This window comes from Oceanimonas aquatica (genome assembly GCF_030732065.1).
Classification (GTDB): domain Bacteria; phylum Pseudomonadota; class Gammaproteobacteria; order Enterobacterales; family Aeromonadaceae; genus Oceanimonas.
In genome coordinates, this window is the sequence record NZ_JAVBHX010000001.1 from 284,900 (window position 1) to 306,763 (window position 21,864).

A 21,864-nucleotide genomic window follows, 5' to 3' on the forward strand; every position below is an offset into this window, starting at 1 on the left:
CATTGTGGCAGATCATGCATGGACCCCCTTCGTTGGGGGTTTAAAGCCGTCATTCCCGTGGAAACGGGAATCCAGAGCATGATGCACGGTCCTGCTCATAACGTTCACCTGCAGAACCGCACAAAACCAAACTTCACGGTTGTCTGCCCTGGCCCCCGCCTTCGCGGGGGTGACAAGGTGAGTGCGGAGTCACCTGCGCGTTCCAGCCTTATTTCTTGTGCCTGCCGATGCCGTAATCCCGTAGCTTGTTGGCCACGGCCGTGTGGGAGATGCCTAGGCGTTTGGCCAGCAGCCGGCTGGACGGATATTCCGGGTAGAGTCGTTCCAGCAGCAGGCGCTCAAAGCCCTTGACCGCGTCTTCCAGTGAGCCTTCACAGAGGGCGTCCAGCCCCGGCAGGCCGCTTTGCTCGGGCAGTGACAGCGAGTCCACATCCAGCTCGTCGCCGTCCAGCAGGCTGATGGCCCGGTACAGGCTGTTGCCGAGCTGACGCACGTTGCCGGGCCAGGGGTAGTGCTGCAGATAGTCGGCCAGCCTTGCAGACAGCCGGGGCTGGGGCCGCTCCAGCTCGGCGGCGTAGCGGGTGCACAGGTGCCGGGCCAGGGGCAGTATGTCCTTTTGCCGCTCGCGCAAAGAGGGCACCCGCAGGTTGAGCACGTTAAGCCGGTAGAACAGATCCTGGCGAAACTGGCCGTTTTGCACCAGCGCCGCCAGATCCTGCTGGCTGGTGCAGATCACACGAATGTCTACCTTCACTTCCTGCTCGTCACCCAGCCGGCGAAACACGCCGTCCTGCAGCACGCGTAGCAGTTTGCGCTGCAGCAGCGGCGACATTTCACCGATTTCGTCCAGCACCAGGGTGCCACCATTGGCCTGCTCCAGCACGCCGCGCTTGCCTTTTTGATTGTTGCCAAAGGCACCGGGGGCATAGCCGAACAGCTCGTTTTCGGCGGCATCGTCGGGAATGGCGGCGCAGTTGAGCAGCATAAAGGGGCCTTCACCACGCAGGCTGGCGCGGTGACAGGCCCGGGCCAGCTGCTCCTTGCCGGTGCCGGTTTCTCCCTGAATAAGCAGGGGCGCATCCAGTACCGCCAGCCGGCGGGCCTCACTCAGCAGCTCGGCCATGGCGGGGCTGTGGGCAATGAAGTCGTCGAAGTGCTTGGACTCCCGGTGGCGCATGGCCTTGAAGTGCTGGCCAATGCGCCAGGCAGACTTGAACACCACTACAGCGCCGGCCAGGCTTTGCTCGCCGGATTCCTCGGTGACCCAGATGGGCAGAAAGTCGGCCAGCCAGGGCTCGCCGTCAATCATTACCCGTTCGCTCAGGGGGTGAGGCTCGTCCTGCTCCAGCCAGCGGCTGACAAACACCCCTTTCAGCCGGGGGCCCAGGGGCTGTTGCAGCAGTTGATGCTGAGGTTCGTCGAGCAGGGCGCAGGCGGCGTCGTTGGCCAGGGTAATGCGGCCCTTTATATCCAGCGCCACCACGGCATCGGGCAGCACTTTCAGCAGGGCGACAATGGCATTGTGCTCCTGTTCCGAGGGCATGCAGGCAATGGTCTGCACGTCGTGCACGCCGGACAGGCGGCGAATGGCCGGCATCAGGTGCTGCAACTCGGCAAAGTCGAGGGCGGGAAAGTTGAGGTAGATAATGCCGCTGGTATCGATCTCGATGCCGCGCAGGTCGATGCGGTGCTCCACCAGAATATTGAGCAGCTCCCGGGTCAGGCCCAGACGGTCTTCACAGTTTACTTTCAGGCGCATGATTTGGCTTGGTCGAACGTTTGAGTGTAAATAATACCTGACAGTTGCCGTGGCGGGCGACCGGAGCTGAAATAAAAACGTGATAAATACCGGTTTTTACACGCCTTGGCGGTTTACCTGACGGCCCGGCTCGTCCATGCTTGCCACCCTGTGCGGTGGGGGTGCTGCCGCACGCTAACATTTAACAAGACAGCAAGTATTTTTCAGGTGAAGCAATGAGCGAAGCGGTTTTCAGTACGGTCAAGTCGTCCCAGGTGATCCTCAAGGAGCTGATGGTGCCTTCCTATGCCAATTTTGGTGGCAAGGTGCATGGCGGCATTATTCTGTCGCTGATGGACAAGATCGCCTACACCTGCGCCGCCAGCCACGCCAAGGGCTATTGTGTGACCGCCTCGGTCGACTCGGTGGACTTTCTCAACCCGGTGGAAGTGGGCGAACTGCTGACCCTGTACGCCTCGGTCAACTACGTGGGCAAGAGCTCGATGGAAGTGGGCATCAAGGTGGTGTCGGAAGACTTCAAGCAGGGCATCGTCAAGCACACCAATACCTCCTATTTCACCATGGTGGCGCTGGACGAAAAGACCCGCAAGCCCACCGCCGTGCCCGGCCTGGTGCTGGAAGACGAAGAAGAAATTCGTCGTTTCGTGATGGGCAAGCTGCGCAAGAAGCTGCGCCGGGCCCACCAGCAGGAAGTGGCCGATCTGCGCCAGTCTCTCAGCCTGGATCAGGAAATGGCCGAGCTGGAAGGGGAAAACTGCCAGCTGGCACTCTGATGTGAGCAGCAAATACCGCCGCCTGGCGGGCCAGCTGCAAGAGCAGATTGAAACCGGTGTCTGGCAGCCCGGCGACCGGCTGCCGTCCTTGCGGGAGAGCGCCAGGCGATCCGGTTTCAGTCTGATGACGGTGCTCAGCGCCTACCAGTTGCTGGAAAGCCAGGGCTGGATACTGGCGCAGCCCCAGTCCGGCTACCGGGTGGCGCCCCGTCAGCACAGTCCCGCCAATGCCGCCCGCCCGGCCTTCCATGCCGCCGAGGCGGTGGATATCAACGCCTTTATCTTCAATGTGCTGCAGGCGGGCCAGCGGCCCGACTGCGTGGCCTTTGGCTCGGCCTTTCCCCATCCGTCGCTGTTTCCCAAAGAGCAACTGGCGCGTTCCCTGAGCCGGGTGGCCCGGCACCTGGATCCGGCCCACCAGCAGGTGTTGCCCCCGGGTTGTGCCGAGTTGCGCCGGGCCATTGCCCGCCGCTATGCGGCGCGGGGAATGGCAGTGTCACCGGAGGAAGTGGTGATCACTTCGGGGGCGCTGGAAGCGCTCAACCTCAGCCTGCAGGCGCTGACCCGACCGGGAGACTGGGTGCTGGTGGAAGCGCCGGCCTTTTATGGTGCCCTGCAGGCGATTGAACGGTTGCAGCTCAAGGCGCTGGCGGTGCCGGTGGATCCGGTGCATGGCCTGGATCTTGATGCCCTGGCCGATGCGCTGGCACGTTATCCGGTAAAGGCCTGCTGGCTGATGAGTCATTGCCAGAACCCGCTCGGGGTCAGTCTGGCGGCATCGGCCCGCACCCGCCTGCTGGCGCTGCTGAATGAATACAAGGTGCCGTTGGTGGAAGACGACGTCTACGCCGAGCTCTATGACGGCGAGCAGGCGCCATTACCGCTGCGGGCATCGGGTGAGGGCGTATTGCACTGCTCTTCCTTTTCCAAGACCCTGGCCACCGGCCTGCGTATTGGCTGGGTGGCGGCGGGGCCCCGGGCGCCGGAGATTCAGCGGCTGCAATTGATGAGTACCCTGTCCACCAGTGCGCCCATGCAGCTGGCACTGGCCGATTACCTGGCGTCACACCATTACGATCGGCACCTGCATACCCTGCGGCGGCTGCTGGCCCAGCGCAAGCACTGGTTTTATCAGGCCCTGTGCCGGCAGTTGCCGACCGGGGTGACAGTGCACCCCAGCCGGGGCGGTTACTTTTTGTGGCTGAGTCTGCCCGCCGGGCTGGATGCCACCGAGCTTTATCGTCGCGCTCTGGCCGAGGGCATCACCATTGCACCCGGGCGCATGTTCGCCGCCGGTGAGCAGTTCCGGCACTGTTTCCGGCTTAACGTGTCGCTGCCCTGGAATTCCCGCAGCGAGGAGGCGGTGGCCCGGCTGTCGGTTCTTATCGGTGAGCTGATGGCCGAGGTCTGAACGGTCACTGTTATGGTTTTGGCTTGACCGGAGCCTGAACTGTTATGGTTTTTGCGGCCCCGACTGTTTCTGTCGAGGGCGGGGCCGCCATGCTCTACTGCGTACTCCGCCGGCCTGTTGCCGGTGGTGAACCACAACGCAAGTGAGCCTTATGAACGACACTTCATCCCGAATCGACGTCAAGGTGTGTACCGACGCCTCCCGGCCCCGCGATCAGGGGCATATTTACGTCAGGGCCCAGCAGGGGCGCTGGCAGCGGCTGCGCCGCCGGCTGGGCTGGAGCCTGATGCTGCTGTTTTTGCTCGGGCCCTGGCTGAGCTGGAACGGTCGCCAGGCGATATTGCTGGACTGGGCCCAGCAGCGTTTTCACCTGTTCGGCATGACCATCTGGCCCCAGGACCTGACCCTGCTGGCGCTGTTGCTGACGGTGGCCGCCTTTGGCCTGTTTTTTATCACCACCTGGCTGGGCCGGGTGTGGTGCGGCTTTTTGTGTCCGCAAACGGTATGGACCTTCTGGTTTATCTGGGTGGAGCAAAAGCTGGAAGGTAGCGCCAACCGCCGCCGCCAGCGGGATCGGGGGGGCCGCAATGCCGATTGGCTGCTGCGCAAGGGCGCCAAGCATCTGCTCTGGTTGCTGATCGCCCTGCTGAGCGGTTTTACCTTCGTGGCCTATTTCACCCCCGCCGATGAGCTGGCGTACGGGTTGCTGACACTGTCGGCAACGCCCTGGCCGGCGTTCTGGGTAGTGCTGTTTACCCTGTGTACCTACCTCAATGCAGGCTGGATGCGCACCATAATGTGCACTCACATGTGTCCTTACTCCCGGTTTCAGTCGGCCATGTTTGACGCCAATACCCTGAGTGCGGCTTATGATGCGAGCCGGGGCGAGCAGCGTGGCCCCCGTTCGCGTAATAGCGATCACCGGGCCCAGGGGCTGGGCGATTGCATTGATTGCGAGCTGTGTGTGCAGGTGTGTCCCGCCGGCATCGATATTCGTGACGGCCTGCAGTATGAATGCATCAACTGTGGCGCCTGTATAGATGCCTGCGATCAGACCATGAAGCGCATGGGCTATCGCACCGGGCTGGTGCGCTATGCCAGTGAAAATGCCCTGGCCGGACGCAACTCGGGGCGTGCTCACATGCGTGTCTGGTGTTATGGCGTCATGACGGTGGCGGTACTGGCCCTGCTGGTGCTGGCCGTGGCCGGCCGGTCGACGCTGGCGCTGGAAGTGGTGCGTGATCGTCATCAGCTGTACCGGGAGACCCTGGAGGGTGGCGTGGAAAACACCTTTACCCTCAAGCTTGCCAACAAGAGCCAGCAGCCGCAACGGGTGGTCTTGAGTGTGGAAGGGCTGGAGCAGCCCGGCTGGCATGGCCCGCAGCAGCTGACCCTGGTGCCGGGCGAAGTGACGGAAGTGCCGATCAGCCTGTCGCTGAGAGCCGAGGTGGCCTCGGCACAGAGGGCCCGCCCCATTCTGTTTGTGGCCGGTACAGAGCAGGATCAGGTGCGCACCGAAAGCCGCTTCCTGATGCCCTGAGGGGACTCAGACGCTCTTTAACCTGGGGCGTATTTCGGTGAGGTTGCGGGGGGGCGGTGTCAGCCTGTGCTCCAGTTCATCGGCCAGTTGCCGGTGCAGGGCCCGCAGTTCGTCGAAGCCTGCAAGCGCCTGTTGGCCCTGGCCGTCCTGCTGCCACTGGTGCAGCCGGCTGGCCTGCTGGTGCAGTTGCCGGTGCAGATCTGCCAGGGTGGCCAGACGCTGCTGCTCCTCGGCAGAGCTGTGGTGGTACCAGTCGCCAAAGCGGCACTGGTCGGCGTCCAGGCTGGGCCAGGGCGTACCCGGTTGTTTCAGGGCCTGGCCCACGGCCTCCACCCAGGCCACGTGCTCAATAACCGCATACAGCAGCGGCAACATGGCCCGGTCGGCCCGGGGCAGGGTGGCCCAGCGGGGGGCCGGCCGCCACTGCTTCACCCAGCCGGGCAGTTCGGCGGCGGGCATGGGGCGGGCAATGCCGTAGCCTTGCGCCTGCTCACAGCCGATGCGCAACAGCATGTTGCCATGCTCCACGGTTTCCACCCCTTCGGCAATCACGTCCCGGCCAAAGGCCCGGGCCAGGCTGAGCACACCGTCGAGAATGGTGAGGTCTTCCGGGTCTTCCAGAATGTCACGCACAAAGCTTTGATCCACCTTGACGGTGCCGGCGGGCAACTGCTTTAGGTAGGTCAGCGATGAATAACCGGTGCCGAAGTCGTCCAGCGACACAGCCAGCCCCAGTTCCCGGCACCGTTGCAGACGCTCGGAAATTTTTGCCAGATCCCCCAGGGTGCTGGTTTCCAGTATTTCCAGCTCCAGCCAGGCCGGATCGATGTCGGGATAATGGCCCAGCAGTTGCTGCAGTTGCTCCACAAAATCGTCCTGGCGCAACTGGCGGGCGCTCAGGTTGACGCTGACCACCAGTGCCAGGCCCTGAGCCTGCCATTCCCGAATTTGTTGCAGGGCGGCGTCGATCACCCAGTTGCCGAGTTCCACCCCGAGGGCATGCTCTTCCACCGCCGGCAGAAAGTGGGCCGGCGATAGCAGGCCTTTTTGCGGGTGTTGCCAGCGGATCAGCGCCTCGGCGCCGATGACCCGGCCGGTGCGCATGTTGACCTTGGGCTGGTAGTAAAGCACGAACTCGCCGTTGCGCAGGGCGTGGCGTATGTGTTCCAGGCTTTCGTGATGGGTGCGCACCGAGCGATCCCGTTCGGTATCGAACAGGTGATAGCGGTTCTTGCCCGCCAGCTTGGCCTGATACATGGCCTGGTCGGCCTGGCGCAGCAGTTGATCCGGATCCAGCTCCTCGGCCTGAGGGTAAAAGGTAACCCCCATGCTGGCGGTGACCCGCAGCCTGAGGCCGTCCAAGTTCACCGGGCGGGCGGCGGCCTGCAACAGCCGCTCCAGCAGGGGCGTGCAATGATGGGGATCGGCCAGATCCAGCAGAATGGCCACGAACTCGTCGCCTCCCACCCGGGCCAGGGTATCGCCTTCGCGGATCACGTCCTTCATGCGGCCGGCCACCGCCACCAGCAGTTTGTCGCCGGCGGCGTGGCCATGGGTGTCGTTGATGGCCTTGAAACCGTCGAGATCCAGATAGACCACCGCCACCGACTGCTCATGGCGGCGGGCCTGGGTCATGGCCTGGCGTAACCGATCCGATAACAACACCCGGTTGTGCAGCCGGGTGAGTGGATCGAAATGGGCCAGTTGCCGCAGCTGCTGCTCGTTGTCTTTCAGCAGGGTGATGTCGGTGCGAATACCCAGCAGGCCGACGATTTCCCGATGCTCGGGATCGTCAAAAATGGGGGTTTTCACGTCCATAAACACGGTGCGGCGGCCGTCCTTGCCGATGATCTCCACCTCTTCCGAACGGGGCTCGCCGGTGAGCACCCGGCGGTCGGAGTCGCGCAGTTCCTGAGCCGTTTCCGGCGCATAAAACTGTTCGTCCATGCAGCCCTTGAGGGTGGTGCCGTTGCAGCCAAATTGTTCCAGCGCTGCCCGGTTGGCATAGATATAACGAAAGCGGGTGTCCTTCATGTAGATAAAGGAAGACACCTGATCAAGGGCCGCGCGAAAGTGGCGGGACTGGCTGTGGGCCGCCTTCAGCGCCTGCTCGGCTTGTTTGCGTGCGGTGATGTCGGTGATGGCGCCAAACCAGGTGGTGGTGCCATCCGCTTCCCGCCGGGGCTGGGCGTCTCCCAGCAGCCAGCGGGGCTGGCCATCGGCACCGTTGACGCGAAACTCGTGATGCCAGGGGGTCAGGTCGCGGGCCGAGCCGAGCATGGCATCGGCCACGCCGTCCACGTCGTCGGGGTGAATGGCATCGAACATGGCGGCGGCGTTGTTCCGGGCCTGCTCCGGGTCCAGCCCGAACAACTGGCGAATGCCGTCGCTGGCGTAGGGAAAGGTGCTGCGGCCACTGGCTTCGAGCCGGTATTCAAACAGCATGCCGGAAACCCGGCCGGTGATATGACTGAAGCGGGACTGCAACTGGCTGTAACGGCGTTCACGCTGGCTCATTTCTTCGCTCAGCTGCTCCGCCAGTGCCTCGGCCCGGCTGCGTGACCCCAGGGCCGAGCGCAACAGGGCAAACAGCAACATGGTCAGGGTCAGGCCGGCGCCCAGCACCAGCATGCTGGACTGATGACTGACGACGGCGGCGGGGTTGAGGTGATCAAACACCAGCAGCCACTGACGGCCATTGAAGTCGAGAAAGCGTTGTTGCAGAAAGGCGGTGGGCGTTGCCGGCGCCTTGCCATATTGATAGAGCAGGCCGTTGGCTGAAGGGGTGTTGCCGTCGTAGATGCGCAGAGTGGTCCAGGGCGCCTGTCGGTGCAGGGCGTCTTCCATCATGTCCTTGACCAGCGCATGGGTGCTGACCGCGCCAAAAATCCAGCCCAGCAGTTCGTTCTGCTGGTACACGGGCTGAAATATCATGGTGCTGGTATCGGGCCCGGTTTGCCGGGAGGCGTTTATCTTGCCCGACAGGCTGGTTTTGCCGGTGCGCTCGGCCCGTTCCATGGCAGCGCCGTGTGCGGGAATGGTCAGCAGATCCAGGCCGGGGGGGACCTGGTCGGCGCCGTTGATGTTTTCACTGTAAAGCACATAGCCGTAGGCGTCGCGTTTGCCGGACGGAACTATGGGATGAACCCGAATATTGTTTCGTTTCAGCCAGGTCGAGTGGGCATGGCGTTCCTGCTCGTGAATAAAGCGGGCCAGGCCCAGGGCTTCCAGTCCGCTCAGTGCCGGGTCCTGTTGCAGCCGTTCAACGAACCGGCGCCAGTCCTGCTCGGTGACCAGATCGGAGGCGTCGAACAGGGCGGCGCCACTGCGCAGCACCACACCGTAGCTGGCCAGACGTTCCTTGACACTCAGGCTGATCCGGTCGGCTTCGGCCGCAAACTCGGTCACGGCGCGCTCTTCTTCCTCCTGAGTAAGGGTAAGGGCCACCAGCGGCGTGAGTACCAGACCGCCGGCAAGTACCAGCCAGGAAAGGAAAGTAAGCCTGGAAGAGCTGATGTATGACATGGCCCCTGCTCGTCGTTTTTATGATGATTTTCAACAAGGTTAGCAACTGGGGGGGAAATCGGGGAGGACTCAACAGAATATAATTTTCGAACAAAAAAGGCCGTTGATACCACGGCCTTTTGGGTGACAGACGGGGGTGCTGGTCAGGGCGCCGGGTTGGGATAACGACGATGAATGTCGGAAATGCCCTGTTTCAGCTCTTCGGTCAGCACCACCTCGACGCTGTCGATATTTTCCTTGAGTTGTTCAAGGCTGGTGGCGCCAATCAGGTTGCTGGTAACAAAGGGCCGGGTGTTGACGAAGGCCTGGGCCAGCTGGACAGGGGTAAGGCCATGCTCTTGAGCCAATGCCACGTAGGCACTGGTGGCGGCCCGGGAATCGGCGCCGTTGTAGCGCTGAAAGCGGCTGTAGAGGGTGAGTCGGGCCCCCTCGGGCCGGGCGCCGTTTTCGTATTTGCCGGCGAGCATGCCAAAGGCCAGGGGCGAATAGGCCAGCAGCCCTACCTGCTCGCGCAGAGAGAACTCGGACAGGCCGATTTCATGGGTGCGGTTCAGCAGGTTGTAGGGGTTCTGAATGCCCTGAATGCGCGGATACCCGTGGCGCTCGGCTTCCAGCAAAAACCGGTGCACGCCCCAGGGCGTTTCGTTGGACAGGCCAATGTGGCGAATTTTACCGGCCTTGACCAGCTCGTCGAGCACCGACAGAGTTTCGGCGATGGGCACGGTCTGGGCATCGGCCTCATCCAGCTGTTCAAAGCCGAGCTGGCCAAACATGTTGGTTTTGCGGTCGGGCCAGTGCAGCTGGTAGAAGTCGACATAGTCGGTTTGCAGCCGGCGCAGGCTGTCGTCCAGGGCCTTGACGATATTGGCCCGGTCGAGCATGGGCTTGCCGTCGCGAAAGTAGGACGGACGCTTGGGATCGTGGGCCCGGCCCACCACCTTGGTGGCCAGCACCACTTTGTCGCGGTTGCCACGGGCGGTCAGCCAGTTGCCAATCATGGTTTCGGTGGCGCCCTGAGTATGTTCCCGGGGCGGAATGGGATAGAGCTCGGCGGTATCGATCAGGTTGATGCCATGATCCATGGCCATGTCGAGCTGGGCGTGGGCCTCGGCCTCCGTGTTCTGCTCGCCCCAGGTCATGGTGCCCAGGCCGATGAGGCTGACGTCGATATCGGTGTTGCCCAGTTTTCGGTATTGCATTGCGCTCCCCACAGGTTGGTGCTGTTTTTTAACAACAGCATACCAGCAAAGTGTGCGGAAGATCACGGTGTGGGGGAGGTGAAGGGCTGTGAGCAGGGAAGGCGCCAGACCAAGGGAGCTGCTTCTCCGACTCGCCGTAAACACTTCCATTTGGGCTCCGCTGCGCCATCCTTGGCGCAGAGGGTGCGGCGAAGCAGACCCCCTTTGTCTTCCGCTTGCGTTACTCAGTTGTTGCCTTTAACACCTTCAAAGATGTTATCAGGCGCCGATAATGCCGCCGTCTTCCCGGGTGATCATCATCACGCTGGAGCGAGGGGTGCTGTTGCCACCGAGCGGGAAGTGGGAGCCGGCCAGATCTTCGCCCGGGTGCTGAATGCCCACAAACAGGGTTTTCTGATCCGGGGTAAAGGTCAGGCCGGTGACCTCACAGGCGATGGGGCCGGTAAGGAAGCGCCGGATTTCACCGGTGTTGGGGTCGGCACACAGCATCTGGTTGTTGCCCTGGCCGGCAAAGTCGCCGCTGTTGGAGTAGTTGCCGTCGGTCTGGATCCACAGCCGGCCGCCTCGGTCAAAGCCGATGCCGTCGGGGCTGTTGAACATGTTGTCGGCGGTGATGTTGGCAGAGCCGGCGTAAAGGCTGTCTGCATGTACTTCCGGGTTGCCGGCCAGCACAAACAGATCCCAGTCAAACTCACTGGCGGTATGCTTGCCCCCGGCCGGGCGCCAGCGCAGGATCTGGCCGTAGTGGTTTTCGGCGCGGGGGTTGGGGCCGCCCACCGGCTGGCCGTCTTTTACGCCTCTGTGCTTGTTGTTGGTGAGGGTGCAGAACACCACCGGCTCACTGGGATGGGCGGCAACCCATTCGGGCCGGTCCATGGTGGTGGCGCCCACCTGAGTGGCGGCCAGACGGGCATGAATAAGAATATCGGCCTGGCTGGCAAAGCCGTTTTCTGAGGTCAGGCCGTTCTTGCCGTGGGTCAGCTCCAGCCATTCGCCCTTGCCTTTGAGCTCGCCGTCCTGGCCCGCGTGAAAGCGGGCCACGTACAGGGTGCCTTCATCCAGCAGTTCCCGGTTGGCAGCCATGTCGTCGGGGTTGTATTTGCCTTGGCTTACAAAGCGGTACAGGTGCTCGCCGCGCTCGTCGTCGCCCAGATACACCACCACGTGGCCGCTGTCGTCCACCACCAGCTCGGCATTTTCATGCTTGAAGCGGCCCAGGGCGGTGCGTTTCACCGGCATGGCATCGGGGTTTTTGGGGTCGATTTCCACCACCCAGCCAAAGCGGTTGGGCTCGTTGGGGTGCTCGGCCAGATCAAAGCGCGAGTCGTGCTGGTGCCACTGCCAGCCGGCGCCTTCAGGGCCAATGCCGTAGCGGGCCATGGCAGGGGTGATCTCGGCCTTGCCACGGCTGCCGAAATAGCCGTTGAAGTTTTCCTCACAGGTGAGGTAGGTGCCCCAGGGCGTCATGCCGTTGGCGCAGTTGTTAAAGGTACCCAGGGCCCGCTCGCCTTGCGGGTCGGCGCTGGTTTTCAGCAAATCGTGGCCCTTGGCCGGGCCACTGATGGCTATGGGAGTATTGGCGTGAATGCGGCGGTTGTATTTACCGTCTTTTACCAGCTGCCAGCGGCCGTCTTGCTTTTCAAGTGTCAGCACAGACACGCCGTGGGCGGCCTGGGCGCATTTCACGTCGTCGGCACTCATGGTCTTGCCCTGATGGGGGAACATCAGCTCGTAGTTACAGTATTCGTTGTTCACCGCCAGAATGGCGGTGTTATCGTCGAGGGCAAAGAAGCTCATGCCGTCGTTATTGTCGCCAAACTGGCCGGCCTGGGCCTCGGCGCTGTTGCCGGACTCATTAAACTCGGGCACCTTGCCAAACAGGGCGTCCCCCCAGGACACCAGCCGCTCGACCTTGTAGCCTTTGGGCACTGTGATGGTATCTTTGGTGCTGGCGGGCACGGCGTCAAAACCCAGCAGCGGGCTGCTTCCGGTGGCGGCGGCCACGGCCCGGGAAAGGGGGGAAGCGGCAAAAAAAGCGGCGGCGCCGAGGGCGGCGGCACCACCGAGAAAACGACGACGGCTCAGGCTTTTTTCCACCAGTTGAGTAAATTCGGGCGTGTCGATGCGGGGGTGGTTCAGCTCGTCCTGACGTTCAAAGCGGCTCATTGTTAATTATCCTTTGCTCACAGCATGTTGGAGATGTTGCAATCCCATGCTGATGGCTCAGGATGACGGTTTGATAACAACAAGATGACAGGAACAAGACATGAATATGCGAAGCGCTGATTTGCTGGCAAAAGTGATTATTTCCATTCAGGCGCTGCTGATCCCGGTGCTGTTGCTGGCCGGCGCCTGGCTGACTCAGCAGGGGGCGGCGGAGCAGGGAGAAGCCCTGGGCGGGCCCTGGCTGTGGCCGGTGTTGCTGCTGATGTGTGCCGCCTGGTTCTGGCTGTGTCGCCGGGCCTGGCTGGGATATTTGTCGAGTGAGGGCATGGGCCGGCAGTGGCCCTTCTGGGTGCTGGTGGCGGTGCAGTTACCATCCTTTCCACTGGGCACCCTGATGGGGGCCGGCCTGATTTACCTGAAACTGCGGCATCACCCGCGGCAGTAAATAAAAAGGCAGCCACCTGGCTGCCTTTTTAAATGGGTAAAACTCAATCATCCCAATCGTCATCGTCCCAGTCGTGACGGTGGCGATGTTTGTAGTGCTTTCTCTTGCCGTGATGATGGTAATGATGCACTTCCTTGCGATGGCCATCACCGGAGCCGGCGCCCAGGGCCGAGCCGGCGGCACCGCCCACACCGGCGCCGATCAGCTGGCCTGAGTCGCCCCCCACGTTTTTGCCAAGTGCAGCGCCACCCAGGGCACCCACGGCGCCACCCAGGGCGGCCTCGTTCTTGTTGCCGCGGTTGGCGGTGGCCGCACCACCGGCGGCGCCGCCCAGGGCAGCTCCTACCATGGCGCCGGTGTCGCCGCCCACCTGTTTGCCCAGCAGGGCCCCGGCCACGCCACCGGCGCCGCCACCGATAATGGTATTGAGCGACTCGCCGGCCGTGGCCGTATTGATGCCGAACAGTATCGGCAGCATCAGGATTGCAAAGGTCTTTTTAAACATGGCTGTTTCACTCAGCTGTTGAACTTGCTCGAAACCATACCGCCTTTTTTTCGTGGGGGAAGAGGGAGGTGGGCCGAGTGAAACGGCACCATTTGGATTGGTTTTTATTTTAAGTGACTGTTTTATAAAGGCTAAGTGGTGTTTGTTTGGTGGGGTGGCGACCAAAGCTGACCGACAGCTCCTGACCCATGCTCAGGGGTTGGCCACCCACACCAGGGTGCGGAGGGCGTGCTGGCCATAGCGGGCCAGCCTGTCAAAGCGCTCCCGGGCAATGGGCAGGTACTGTTTGTCCACCGGGCTTTCTCCCGCCGCCTCGTCGATATCCGGGTCGTGAATATAAACAAACTCCCTGTCCATGGCGCACACCAGCACCCAGTGGGGCGCCTTGCGCCCGTCCAGATGGTAGGTGCTGATCAGCACTAACGGCAGCCGGCCCTCACTCAGGCCCTGCTCCAGTTGCTCCAGGGTAAAATGCGCGTAGCGGGGGGCAATACCGGCCAGATCCAGATTGGCGATAAACTGCCGGTGTACCCTCTCCAGCACCTGCTTTTTCTCGGGGCTGCGCACACTGCTCACAAACAGCGGACCGTCCTGGTTGAGCACCAGCTCTACGGCAAAACCACGGCGGTGTGCCGCCAGCGCCAGGCCATGGGGGCCGCAGCCACCGTGCCCCTGGGTCATGAAAATGGTGGTGGCTTCGCGCCACAGCTGCAGTTCCAGATCCGGCTCGGGGGTATGCTGCGGGTCCAGGCCGCTCAGGGCCATCATTAATGACGCCGGGCCACAGGTGAAGTCGGTGGTCTGGCGGTAATAGGGCACGGTCCGGGCGCCGGCCAGGGGATGGTAGTGATAAATGCGCTTCTGGTAACGCAGGGCGCTTTCGTGATCTTCGTAATAGTCGTGGTAAATACCGAACTGGCGATAGCCCAGCCGCTGGTAGAGGTGTTGCGCGGCAATGTTGTCGGTGCGTACTTCCAGGCGCATAAACACGGCGTACCGGGTCCGAGCGCCGGCCTCGGCGGCCTCAAGCAGGGTGCGGCCCAGCCCCAGGCCACGAGCCTCGGGGGAGACCGCAATGGAATAGATGCGCGCCAGCCGCGTGTTGCGCCGAAACAGCACCAGCACATAGCCCAGCAGGGTGTCGTTCAGTTCGGCCACCAGCAGCGAATCCTGAGGGTGTTCAATAAAGCGCAGAAAGCTGCGCCGGCTGATGCGGTCCTGGGCAAAGCAGCGGGCTTCGAGTTGCAACAGAGCATCAAGATCAGAGCGCAGGGCAGGGCGAACAACAGGCGCGGTCATGGGGCACCCGAAAGCAAAATGAGGGGGCTTCAACATACGATAATTTTGGGTGCTCGGCGAGAAAATTTCACTGTGCCAAATGCCGGTTGGGCATAGAGTAGGGGCCACTAACAACAGCCTATCAAGCAGCGGATAAATGCCATGACACAACTGGTTCTGGTGGTGGACGAGCTCAGCGCCTGGGCGCCTTATTTTCCCAGCGACAACCTGGTGGACTTTCAGACATACCTGGCCCAGCCACCGGTGAAAAACGCGCCCCGTACCCGGGTGATCAACCTGTGCCGTACCGAGAAATACCTGTCCAACGGCTATTACTGCTCGCTGCTGGCGGAAGCCCGGGGTCAGCATGTTATTCCGTCCGTCTCCACCCTCAACAATTTGCGCAACAAGGGGTTGTTTGCCTTTGGCTTTGATGGTGTGTCCGAGGCCTTGGACGCGCACTGTGGCACCAGCGAGGCGGGGGCCAAACTGAAAATCAAAAGCTGTTTCGGCCGCTGTGCCGTGCCCGGGCTTGAGGCCCTGTGCCGGGAGCTGTTTGAACGGTTGCCGTGCCCCATTCTGGAGCTGACCTTCAAGCGCCGCAGCCGCTGGGAGCTGACCGGCCTGGCCACCCTGTCGCCGAGAGAGCTGACGGGGGAGGAAGAGGATCTCTTTGCCGACGCCCTCGACCGGTTTTCCCGCATCATCTGGCGCCAGCCCCGCTCGGCTAGACGCTACCGCTACGACCTGGCCATGCTGGTGAACCCGGACGAAGAACTGCCACCCTCGGACGCCGGCGCGCTCAAGCGCTTTGTGCGTGCCGGTGAGCGAGCCGGGGTGAACGTGGAGATGATCACCCGCAAGGACTATCAGCGCCTGGCGGAATACGACGGCCTGTTTATTCGCGAGACCACCGCCATCGATCACCACACCTTTCGTTTTGCCCAGAAAGCGGAGCACGAAGGCCTGGTGGTGATCGACTCGCCCACGTCCATTTTGCGCTGCGCCAACAAGGTGTTTCTGGCCGAAAGCTTTGCCCGCAACGGCGTGCCGGCGCCGAAAACCCTGATGGTGAACCCGAAGCAGAAAAACGCCGCCGACTGGCTTGAAAGCGAGCTGGGTTACCCATTGGTGCTGAAAATTCCGGACGGGGCTTTTTCACGGGGCGTATACCGGGTCGCCGACCGGGCGCAACTGGCCGACACCCTGGGCAAGCTGCGCAATGCCTCGGCCCTGGTGCTGGCCCAGGAGTATTTTTTCACCGAGTTCGACTGGCGTATCGGCGTGCTCAACCATCAGCCAATTTTTGCCTGCAAATACTTCATGGTGAAAGGGCACTGGCAGATCTACCGTCATAACGACGGCAAGGAAGCGGACTCCGGCGGCTTTGTGACCCTGCCCACCCATGAGGCGCCGCCGGGGGTGATCAACGCCGCGCTCAAGGCGGTGAAAGCCATCGGCGACGGTCTTTACGGGGTGGACATCAAGGAAGGCAAGGGCCGGGTGGCGGTGATCGAGGTGAACGACAATCCCAATATCGATCACGGGGTGGAAGATGTGTTCCTGAAAGACCGGCTTTACGACATGGTGATCGAGGACTTTGTGCGCCGGTTTGAGCAGGAGCGGCAGGCCGTCGTCGCCAGAAAAGGCCGGCGAGACGGCCGCTGAGGGTTACAGGCAGCCGGTTTCGCCCCGCTTGAGCGGATCCGGTTTGGCGTGGCCATTGGCACAGAAGTCGAGCGAAGCCGAGTTCAGGCAATAGCGCAGGCCGGTGGGCGGCGGGCCATCGGGAAACACATGGCCCAGGTGGCCGTCGCAGCGGGCGCAGCGAATTTCCACCCGGCGCATGCCGTGGCTCATGTCTGCCAGCTCGCGAATGTGATCAGGGTGATAGGGGGCGTAAAAGCTCGGCCAGCCGGAGCCCGACTCGAATTTGCAGGCAGAAGAAAACAGCGGCAGGGCGCACAGCCGGCACACATAACTGCCTTCCTCATGGTTGTCGAGCAGGCCGCCGCAAAAGGGCGGCTCCGTGCCCTGGCTCAGGAGAATGCGGCGTTCTTCGTCGCTGAGATCCTTTGCCAGGGCCTGCAACTGGGCGTCATCCGGCGGCGTGAGATCGTAGGGGCTGGGAGTCTGGGCCATGTTCAGATGTCCTTTTTCAACCGGTGTTTGTAGTAATGATGCACCTTGGCCACCTTGGGCTGGGCCACGGCGGCGATATAGGGCTGGTTGGGATTACGGGCGGCGTAGTCCTGGTGGTAATCCTCGGCGGGATAAAAGGCCTCCAGCGGCTCCAGGGTGGTGACAATGGGCCGATGAAAGGCTCCCGCCTGCTCCAGCAGGGCAATGTAGTCCTGCACCAGGGTGCGTTCCTGCTCATCCTGCCAGAATACCGCCGAGCGGTACTGGGTGCCGGTGTCGTGGCCCTGGCGGTTGAGCTGGGTGGGATCGTGGGCGATGCCGAAAAACACCTTTAACAGAGTGGCCGGCCCGATGCGGGTGCTGTCGTAGGTGATTTGAATGGCTTCGGCGTGGCGGGTGGTGCCGGTGCACACCGCCTGGTAGTTGGCGCTGCCGGCATCGCCGCCGGCATAGCCGGAGATCACGTCAAGCACGCCATCGAGCTGGCGGTATACCGCCTCGGTGCACCAGAAACAGCCACCGGCCAGCACCAGTGTGCGTTCGCCGCGGTGGCGAAAGGCGCTGTCGTCGATATCGGGAAAATCACTGGGCAACAGGCCCAGAACCTCGTCGCTCATGGGGTTCTCCTCCTCAGGGTATCGGCCTACGTTACCATAGCCAAAGGTCGGGGCAAGGCTCACTGTTGCCTTGCGGCGCATCCTGTTAATCTTGGCACCTTTGTTGATTTGAATCCGGAAAACTATGGAACTGGATCTGCTGACCCTGGGCTTGCTGGCGCTGGCGGCCCTGCTGGCCGGTTTTATTGATGCCATCGCCGGCGGCGGAGGCCTGATCACGGTGCCGGCGCTGCTGGCCACCGGCATGCCTCCCACCATGGCGCTGGCCACCAACAAGCTGCAAAGTTGCTTCGGCTCCTTTTCGGCCTCCTTTTACTATTTGCGCCGGGGGCTGATTGACTGGCGCATCATGAAATGGGCGGTGGCCTGCACCTTTGTCGGCAGCATGCTGGGCACCCTGCTGGTGCAGCGCATCGACGCTTCTGTGCTGGAAAAGGTGCTGCCCTTTCTGCTGGCGGCCTTTGCCCTGTATTTTTTGTTTTCGCCGCGAGTGGGCGATGAAGACCGGCAGCGCCGGCTGGGGATCATTCCCTTTGCGCTGGTGGTGGGCACCGGTGTGGGCTTTTATGACGGCTTTTTCGGCCCCGGCACCGGCTCCTTTTTTGCGCTTGGGTTTATCGCCCTGGCCGGCTACAGCATGGGCAGGGCCACGGCCCATACCAAGTTGCTGAACTTTACCTCCAACATTGCCTCGCTGCTGTTTTTTATACTGGGCGGCCAGGTGGTCTGGGTGGCCGGTCTGACCATGGCCGGCGGCCAGTTTCTGGGAGCGCGGCTCGGCTCCAACATGGTGGTGACCCGGGGCAGCCGTATTATTCGCCCCATGCTGGTGACGGTATCCCTGGTGATGTCGGCGCGGCTGTTATGGCAGCAATACCCGCAACTGTTCAGCTGGATAAGCTGAGATGAGCGGTGACACAACCGGCCTGCATGGCCTGCTTGGTGCCCAGCAGCGGCGTTATCGCCGCTGGCTGCTGGGCTTGGGCCTGATGCTGGCGGCGGCCATGCTGCTCAGCCTGCAGTCCGGCGCCGTGGGCGTGGGACTGGAGGTGCTGTGGCAGCCGGTGTCGGCGCTGGAGCAACAGGTATTCTGGCAGCTGCGGCTGCCCCGCACCCTGCTGGCGGTGTTGGTGGGGGCCAGCCTGGCGCTGTGTGGTGCGGTATTGCAGGTGCTGCTGCACAACCCCCTGGCCGAGCCCGGGCTTATCGGTATTTCCAGCGGCGCCAGCCTGGCGGCGGTGCTGACCCTGTCGCTGGCGGGCTGGCTGGGCTGGACACTACCCCACTGGGGGGTGTCGCTGGCGGCCTTTGCCGGCGCCCTGATAGTGACCATGCTGCTGATGCTGCTGGCCCGGCGCCGGCTGGGGCAGGGGGCCCTGCTGCTGTTTGGGGTGGCGGTGGGCATTTTTGCCAATGCCATTCTGACCTGGCTGCTGTACCTGGCCGACGATGCCTCGCTGCGCACCTTTCTGTTCTGGATGATGGGTAGTCTGGGTTATGGCCAGCGACTGTCCTGGGGCTGGTGGTTGCCGGCGGCCCTGGCGTTGCTGTGGCTGGTGCGCCAGGGCGGCCGGCTGGATTTGCTGGCGCTGGGGGAGCAACAGGCCCGGCTGCTGGGCCTGGACGCTCACGCATTGCGGCCCAAACTGGTACTGGCGGTGTGCCTGCTGACCGCCTTCAGCGTGGCCATGGCCGGGGTCATCGGGTTTGTCGGCCTGGTGGTGCCGCACCTGTTGCGGTTGCTCGCCGGCGGGCGTCAGCGCTTTCTGCTGCCGGCCTCGGCGCTGGCCGGTGCCGCCTTGCTGGCGCTTGCGGACGTGGTGGCCCGGCAAACCCTGGTCAGCGGCGAACTGCCCATTGGCGCCGTTACCTCCACCCTGGGAGCCCCGGTATTTGTCTGGTTACTGGTGAAACGCCATGCTGACGCTTGATGCGCTGAAGGTTGAACACAGGGTCGGGCCAGTGAGCGGGCGGCTTTCCGCCGGTCGCCTGACCCTGCTGGTGGGCCCCAATGGCAGCGGCAAGTCGAGCCTGCTGCTGGCCGCCGCCGGGCTGCTGCAGGCCGACGGCCATGTTCGGTTGAACGGTGACCTGCTGGACTCACTGGATCTGGCGGAGCTGGCGCACTTGCGGGCCATGCTGGTGCAACACTCGGTGCTGCCCGCCGGATTAAAAGGCTATGAGCTGCTGGCATTGGGTGAGCATGGTGACGTCAGCGAAGCCGGCTGTGAGGAAATGGCGCGGTTAAGCGGCTTTCTCAAGCTGGATAACCTGTATGCCCGCTCGTTGTCGGCGCTGTCCGGCGGCGAGCAGCAACGGTTACTGATTGCCAAAACCCTGCTGCAGGTGTCGCCCCGTCTGAACCCCGAGGCCCGGGTACTGCTGCTGGATGAGCCGCTGGCGGGGCTCGACTGGCAGCATCAGCTGGCCACGCTGCGGCTGCTGCGCCACTATGCCGAGCAGGGGCTGACGGTGGTGGCCTCCATTCACGACATTAACCTGGCGGCCCAGTTCGGCGATGACATCTGGTGCCTGCACCGGGGCCGGCTGGTGGCCAGTGGCGGGCCCGAGGTGCTGACCCCTGAGCTGGTGGCCGAGGTGTTTGAGGTTAAGGTCAGGCTGCTGGAGCAAGACGGCCAGCGGTTGCTGTTGCCGGAAATGACCGGGATTGGGGACTCGGGAATAGGGACTGGATAACCCCAGGCTGACAAAACTCCGTCACTCCGGGCTTGACCCGGAGTCCATGACATAGAGCACGGTTCCCAGCGTAATACACAGCTGCCTGCAAAATGGATTCCGGCTCGGGGGCCGGAATGACTCAGTCATCGTGCGCAGCGAATCCCAACACGAGGGCGGATGTGAAATGTTATGAATTCGCACGGCTCATCCCAACCTAAGGCACTTTTAGCTTTCAGCTCCCCGAAGGGACCGCCTGATAAAGCCGCTCCAGCACTTGCTCGCTGTCGTTCCAGCCCAGGCAGGCGTCGGTGATGCTTTGGCCAAACACCGGGGCCTTGCCGTTTTCCACGTCCTGGCGGCCGGGCTCGATAAAGCTCTCGATCATCACCCCGGCAATAAAGCGGCTGCCGTTTTTCAGCTGGCGGGCAATGTCGTCGGCCACCTCGAGCTGACGCTGATATTGTTTTTGGCTGTTGCCATGGCTTAAATCCACCACCAGGCGAGTGGGCAGGCCGGCAGCGCTCAGGCCCTCGGCGGCCTGAGCAATGCTGTGTTCATCGTAATTGGGGCCCTTGCCACCGCGCAGGATCACATGGCCATAGGGATTGCCATCGGTCTGGTAGATGCTCATTTTCCCGTCTTTATCCGGCGAGCAGAAAATATGGCCGTGAGCGGCGGCGCGTACCGCGTCCAGGGCAATCTGAATATTGCCGTCGGTGCCGTTTTTAAAGCCCACCGGGCACGACAGCGCCGAGGCCATTTCCCGGTGGATCTGGCTTTCTGTGGTGCGTGCACCAATGGCGCCCCAGCTGATGAGATCGGCAATATACTGGCCGGTCACCATATCCAGAAATTCGGTGGCGGTGGGCAGACCCAGCGCGTTGATGTCGCCCAGCAGCTGGCGGGCCAGCGCCAGACCGGTGTTCACATCAAAGCTGCCGTCTAGGTGCGGATCGTTAATCAGGCCTTTCCAGCCCACTATGGTGCGGGGCTTTTCAAAATAGGTGCGCATCACGATGCACAGCCGGTCGGCATAACGGCGCTTAAGCTCAGCCAGTCGCTCGGCGTAGGCCAGGGCGGCAGCCGGATCGTGAATGGAGCAGGGACCGATGATCACCAGCAGCTTGTGGCTGTGTCCGGCAAGAATGGCTTCAATCTCGGCGCGGGCTCGAGTGACCGTATTGATCATGGCATCGGTGAGCGGATAGCGCTCGGCCAGCTGGTGCGGGGTGATCAGGGCCGCCAGCGGGCGACTTCTCAGTTCGTCGGTAGAGGAGGGCATTGTATGGCCTGCTTGAAGAATGGCGTGCAGCAGCACAATGCCCTTAACATAACCAAAAGCCGTGGCAGGGAAAACCACGGCTTTTGAATTTTATGACTGAATTGAGTTTTTGCGCTTAGCTGAAACGCTGGCCGGAGATGGCCGGGTGGTAAATGGGCTGGATCACATTGCCGGCGGGGTCGGTAATGTGAAAGCTGCGGGCGCCGTCACGGTGATCGTGAGGCTGGTCCAGCAGGGTGACGCCCTTGGCCTTGAAGTACTGGAACCATTGTTCCAGCTCTTCCTTGGTATCGACGATAAAGCCGAAGTGATCCATGCTCTGCACGCCGCTGGCGGGTACATCGGAGCGGCCCAGCGACAGGTTGTCGTTGCCGCAGGTGAGGTACACCAGGTTGTCGCTGGCGCGATTGAGGATCTCCATGCCCATGATCTCGGTGTAGAACTGGACGCACTCCTCCAGGTTGGGCATGGTAAAGGCGATGTGGCGCATGCCGTTAAAACGACCGGGTCTGTCCATTCTGGGCTCCTTGGAAGTTACCTGAA

Annotated in this window: 18 protein-coding genes; 8 read left to right on the forward strand and 10 right to left on the reverse strand. The window is 62.4% G+C overall.

All coding sequences use genetic code 11. The features are described from left to right. Positions 1 to 208: 208 nt before the first annotated feature. Positions 209 to 1,759, reverse strand: coding sequence for a transcriptional regulator TyrR (gene tyrR, locus Q9290_RS01350; RefSeq protein WP_306077832.1), 1,551 nt, complete (start codon positions 1,757 to 1,759; stop codon positions 209 to 211). Between the two features lie 215 nt (positions 1,760 to 1,974). On the opposite strand from tyrR, the gene Q9290_RS01355 reads away from it, so the two are divergent. The 3 genes from Q9290_RS01355 to ccoG all read left to right on the forward strand — a co-directional run bounded on the left by Q9290_RS01355 (position 1,975) and on the right by ccoG (position 5,483). After that, on the forward strand, positions 1,975 to 2,532 hold the full coding sequence (locus Q9290_RS01355; RefSeq protein ID WP_306077833.1) for an acyl-CoA thioesterase: 558 nt from the start codon (positions 1,975 to 1,977) through the stop codon (positions 2,530 to 2,532). Position 2,533: 1 nt separating this feature from the next. Further along, complete coding sequence (locus Q9290_RS01360; RefSeq protein WP_306077834.1) at positions 2,534 to 3,943, forward strand: aminotransferase-like domain-containing protein; 1,410 nt, start codon at positions 2,534 to 2,536, stop codon at positions 3,941 to 3,943. Positions 3,944 to 4,094: 151 nt separating this feature from the next. After that, the gene (gene ccoG / locus Q9290_RS01365) at positions 4,095 to 5,483 is read left to right on the forward strand and encodes a cytochrome c oxidase accessory protein CcoG (protein ID WP_306077835.1); all 1,389 of its coding nucleotides are present in this window, start codon (positions 4,095 to 4,097) and stop codon (positions 5,481 to 5,483) included. A gap of 6 nt (positions 5,484 to 5,489) precedes the next feature. Here ccoG and Q9290_RS01370 read toward each other — a convergent pair whose 3' ends face one another. The 3 genes from Q9290_RS01370 to Q9290_RS01380 all read right to left on the reverse strand — a co-directional run bounded on the left by Q9290_RS01370 (position 5,490) and on the right by Q9290_RS01380 (position 12,373). Then, complete coding sequence (locus tag Q9290_RS01370; RefSeq protein WP_306077836.1) at positions 5,490 to 9,008, reverse strand: EAL domain-containing protein; 3,519 nt, start codon at positions 9,006 to 9,008, stop codon at positions 5,490 to 5,492. A gap of 143 nt (positions 9,009 to 9,151) precedes the next feature. Continuing rightward, a complete protein-coding gene (locus Q9290_RS01375) occupies positions 9,152 to 10,207 on the reverse strand; it encodes an NADP(H)-dependent aldo-keto reductase (RefSeq protein WP_306077837.1) in 1,056 nt (351 codons plus the stop codon). A 258-nt stretch (positions 10,208 to 10,465) separates the two neighbouring features. Further along, entirely contained in the window at positions 10,466 to 12,373 is a 1,908-nt protein-coding gene (locus Q9290_RS01380; protein WP_306077838.1) for a PhoX family protein, read from the reverse strand. 100 nt (positions 12,374 to 12,473) lie between these two features. Here Q9290_RS01380 and Q9290_RS01385 point away from each other — a divergent pair, with 100 nt between their 5' ends. After that, positions 12,474 to 12,818, forward strand: coding sequence for a hypothetical protein (locus tag Q9290_RS01385; protein ID WP_306077839.1), 345 nt, complete (start codon positions 12,474 to 12,476; stop codon positions 12,816 to 12,818). A gap of 43 nt (positions 12,819 to 12,861) precedes the next feature. Here Q9290_RS01385 and Q9290_RS01390 read toward each other — a convergent pair whose 3' ends face one another. Both Q9290_RS01390 and rimI read right to left on the reverse strand, forming a co-directional pair. Continuing rightward, a complete protein-coding gene (locus Q9290_RS01390; protein WP_371930882.1) occupies positions 12,862 to 13,323 on the reverse strand; it encodes a hypothetical protein in 462 nt (153 codons plus the stop codon). 192 nt (positions 13,324 to 13,515) lie between these two features. Next, entirely contained in the window at positions 13,516 to 14,622 is a 1,107-nt protein-coding gene (gene rimI / locus Q9290_RS01395) for a ribosomal protein S18-alanine N-acetyltransferase (protein WP_306077840.1), read from the reverse strand. A gap of 141 nt (positions 14,623 to 14,763) precedes the next feature. Between rimI and Q9290_RS01400 the strand changes: the two genes are divergently transcribed. Then, a complete protein-coding gene (locus tag Q9290_RS01400; RefSeq protein ID WP_306077841.1) occupies positions 14,764 to 16,269 on the forward strand; it encodes a RimK family protein in 1,506 nt (501 codons plus the stop codon). Between the two features lie 3 nt (positions 16,270 to 16,272). On the opposite strand, the gene msrB is transcribed toward Q9290_RS01400, so the two are convergent. Then, positions 16,273 to 16,743 carry a peptide-methionine (R)-S-oxide reductase MsrB gene (gene msrB / locus Q9290_RS01405; RefSeq protein ID WP_306077842.1) on the reverse strand — a complete coding sequence of 157 codons (471 nt, stop codon included), beginning with the start codon at positions 16,741 to 16,743 and terminating at the stop codon, positions 16,273 to 16,275. A 2-nt stretch (positions 16,744 to 16,745) separates the two neighbouring features. Then, positions 16,746 to 17,360 carry a peptide-methionine (S)-S-oxide reductase MsrA gene (msrA, locus tag Q9290_RS01410; protein ID WP_306077843.1) on the reverse strand — a complete coding sequence of 205 codons (615 nt, stop codon included), beginning with the start codon at positions 17,358 to 17,360 and terminating at the stop codon, positions 16,746 to 16,748. Positions 17,361 to 17,484: 124 nt separating this feature from the next. On the opposite strand from msrA, the gene Q9290_RS01415 reads away from it, so the two are divergent. The 3 genes from Q9290_RS01415 to Q9290_RS01425 are packed head-to-tail and all read left to right on the forward strand — an operon-like array spanning position 17,485 to position 20,057. Then, complete coding sequence (locus tag Q9290_RS01415; RefSeq protein WP_306077844.1) at positions 17,485 to 18,264, forward strand: TSUP family transporter; 780 nt, start codon at positions 17,485 to 17,487, stop codon at positions 18,262 to 18,264. A 1-nt stretch (position 18,265) separates the two neighbouring features. Beyond that, positions 18,266 to 19,291 carry a vitamin B12 ABC transporter permease BtuC gene (btuC, locus tag Q9290_RS01420; protein ID WP_306077845.1) on the forward strand — a complete coding sequence of 342 codons (1,026 nt, stop codon included), beginning with the start codon at positions 18,266 to 18,268 and terminating at the stop codon, positions 19,289 to 19,291. Then, the gene (locus Q9290_RS01425; protein WP_306077846.1) at positions 19,278 to 20,057 is read left to right on the forward strand and encodes an ATP-binding cassette domain-containing protein; all 780 of its coding nucleotides are present in this window, start codon (positions 19,278 to 19,280) and stop codon (positions 20,055 to 20,057) included. Before btuC ends, Q9290_RS01425 begins: the two co-directional genes overlap by 14 nt. A 214-nt stretch (positions 20,058 to 20,271) precedes the next feature. On the opposite strand, the gene Q9290_RS01430 is transcribed toward Q9290_RS01425, so the two are convergent. Next, positions 20,272 to 21,321, reverse strand: a complete 1,050-nt coding sequence (locus Q9290_RS01430) for a 3-deoxy-7-phosphoheptulonate synthase (protein ID WP_306077847.1) — start codon at positions 21,319 to 21,321, stop codon at positions 20,272 to 20,274. A gap of 115 nt (positions 21,322 to 21,436) precedes the next feature. Beyond that, positions 21,437 to 21,838: a VOC family protein gene (locus Q9290_RS01435; RefSeq protein WP_306077848.1), complete on the reverse strand. Its 402-nt coding sequence runs from the start codon at positions 21,836 to 21,838 to the stop codon at positions 21,437 to 21,439. Positions 21,839 to 21,864: the final 26 nt, after the last annotated feature.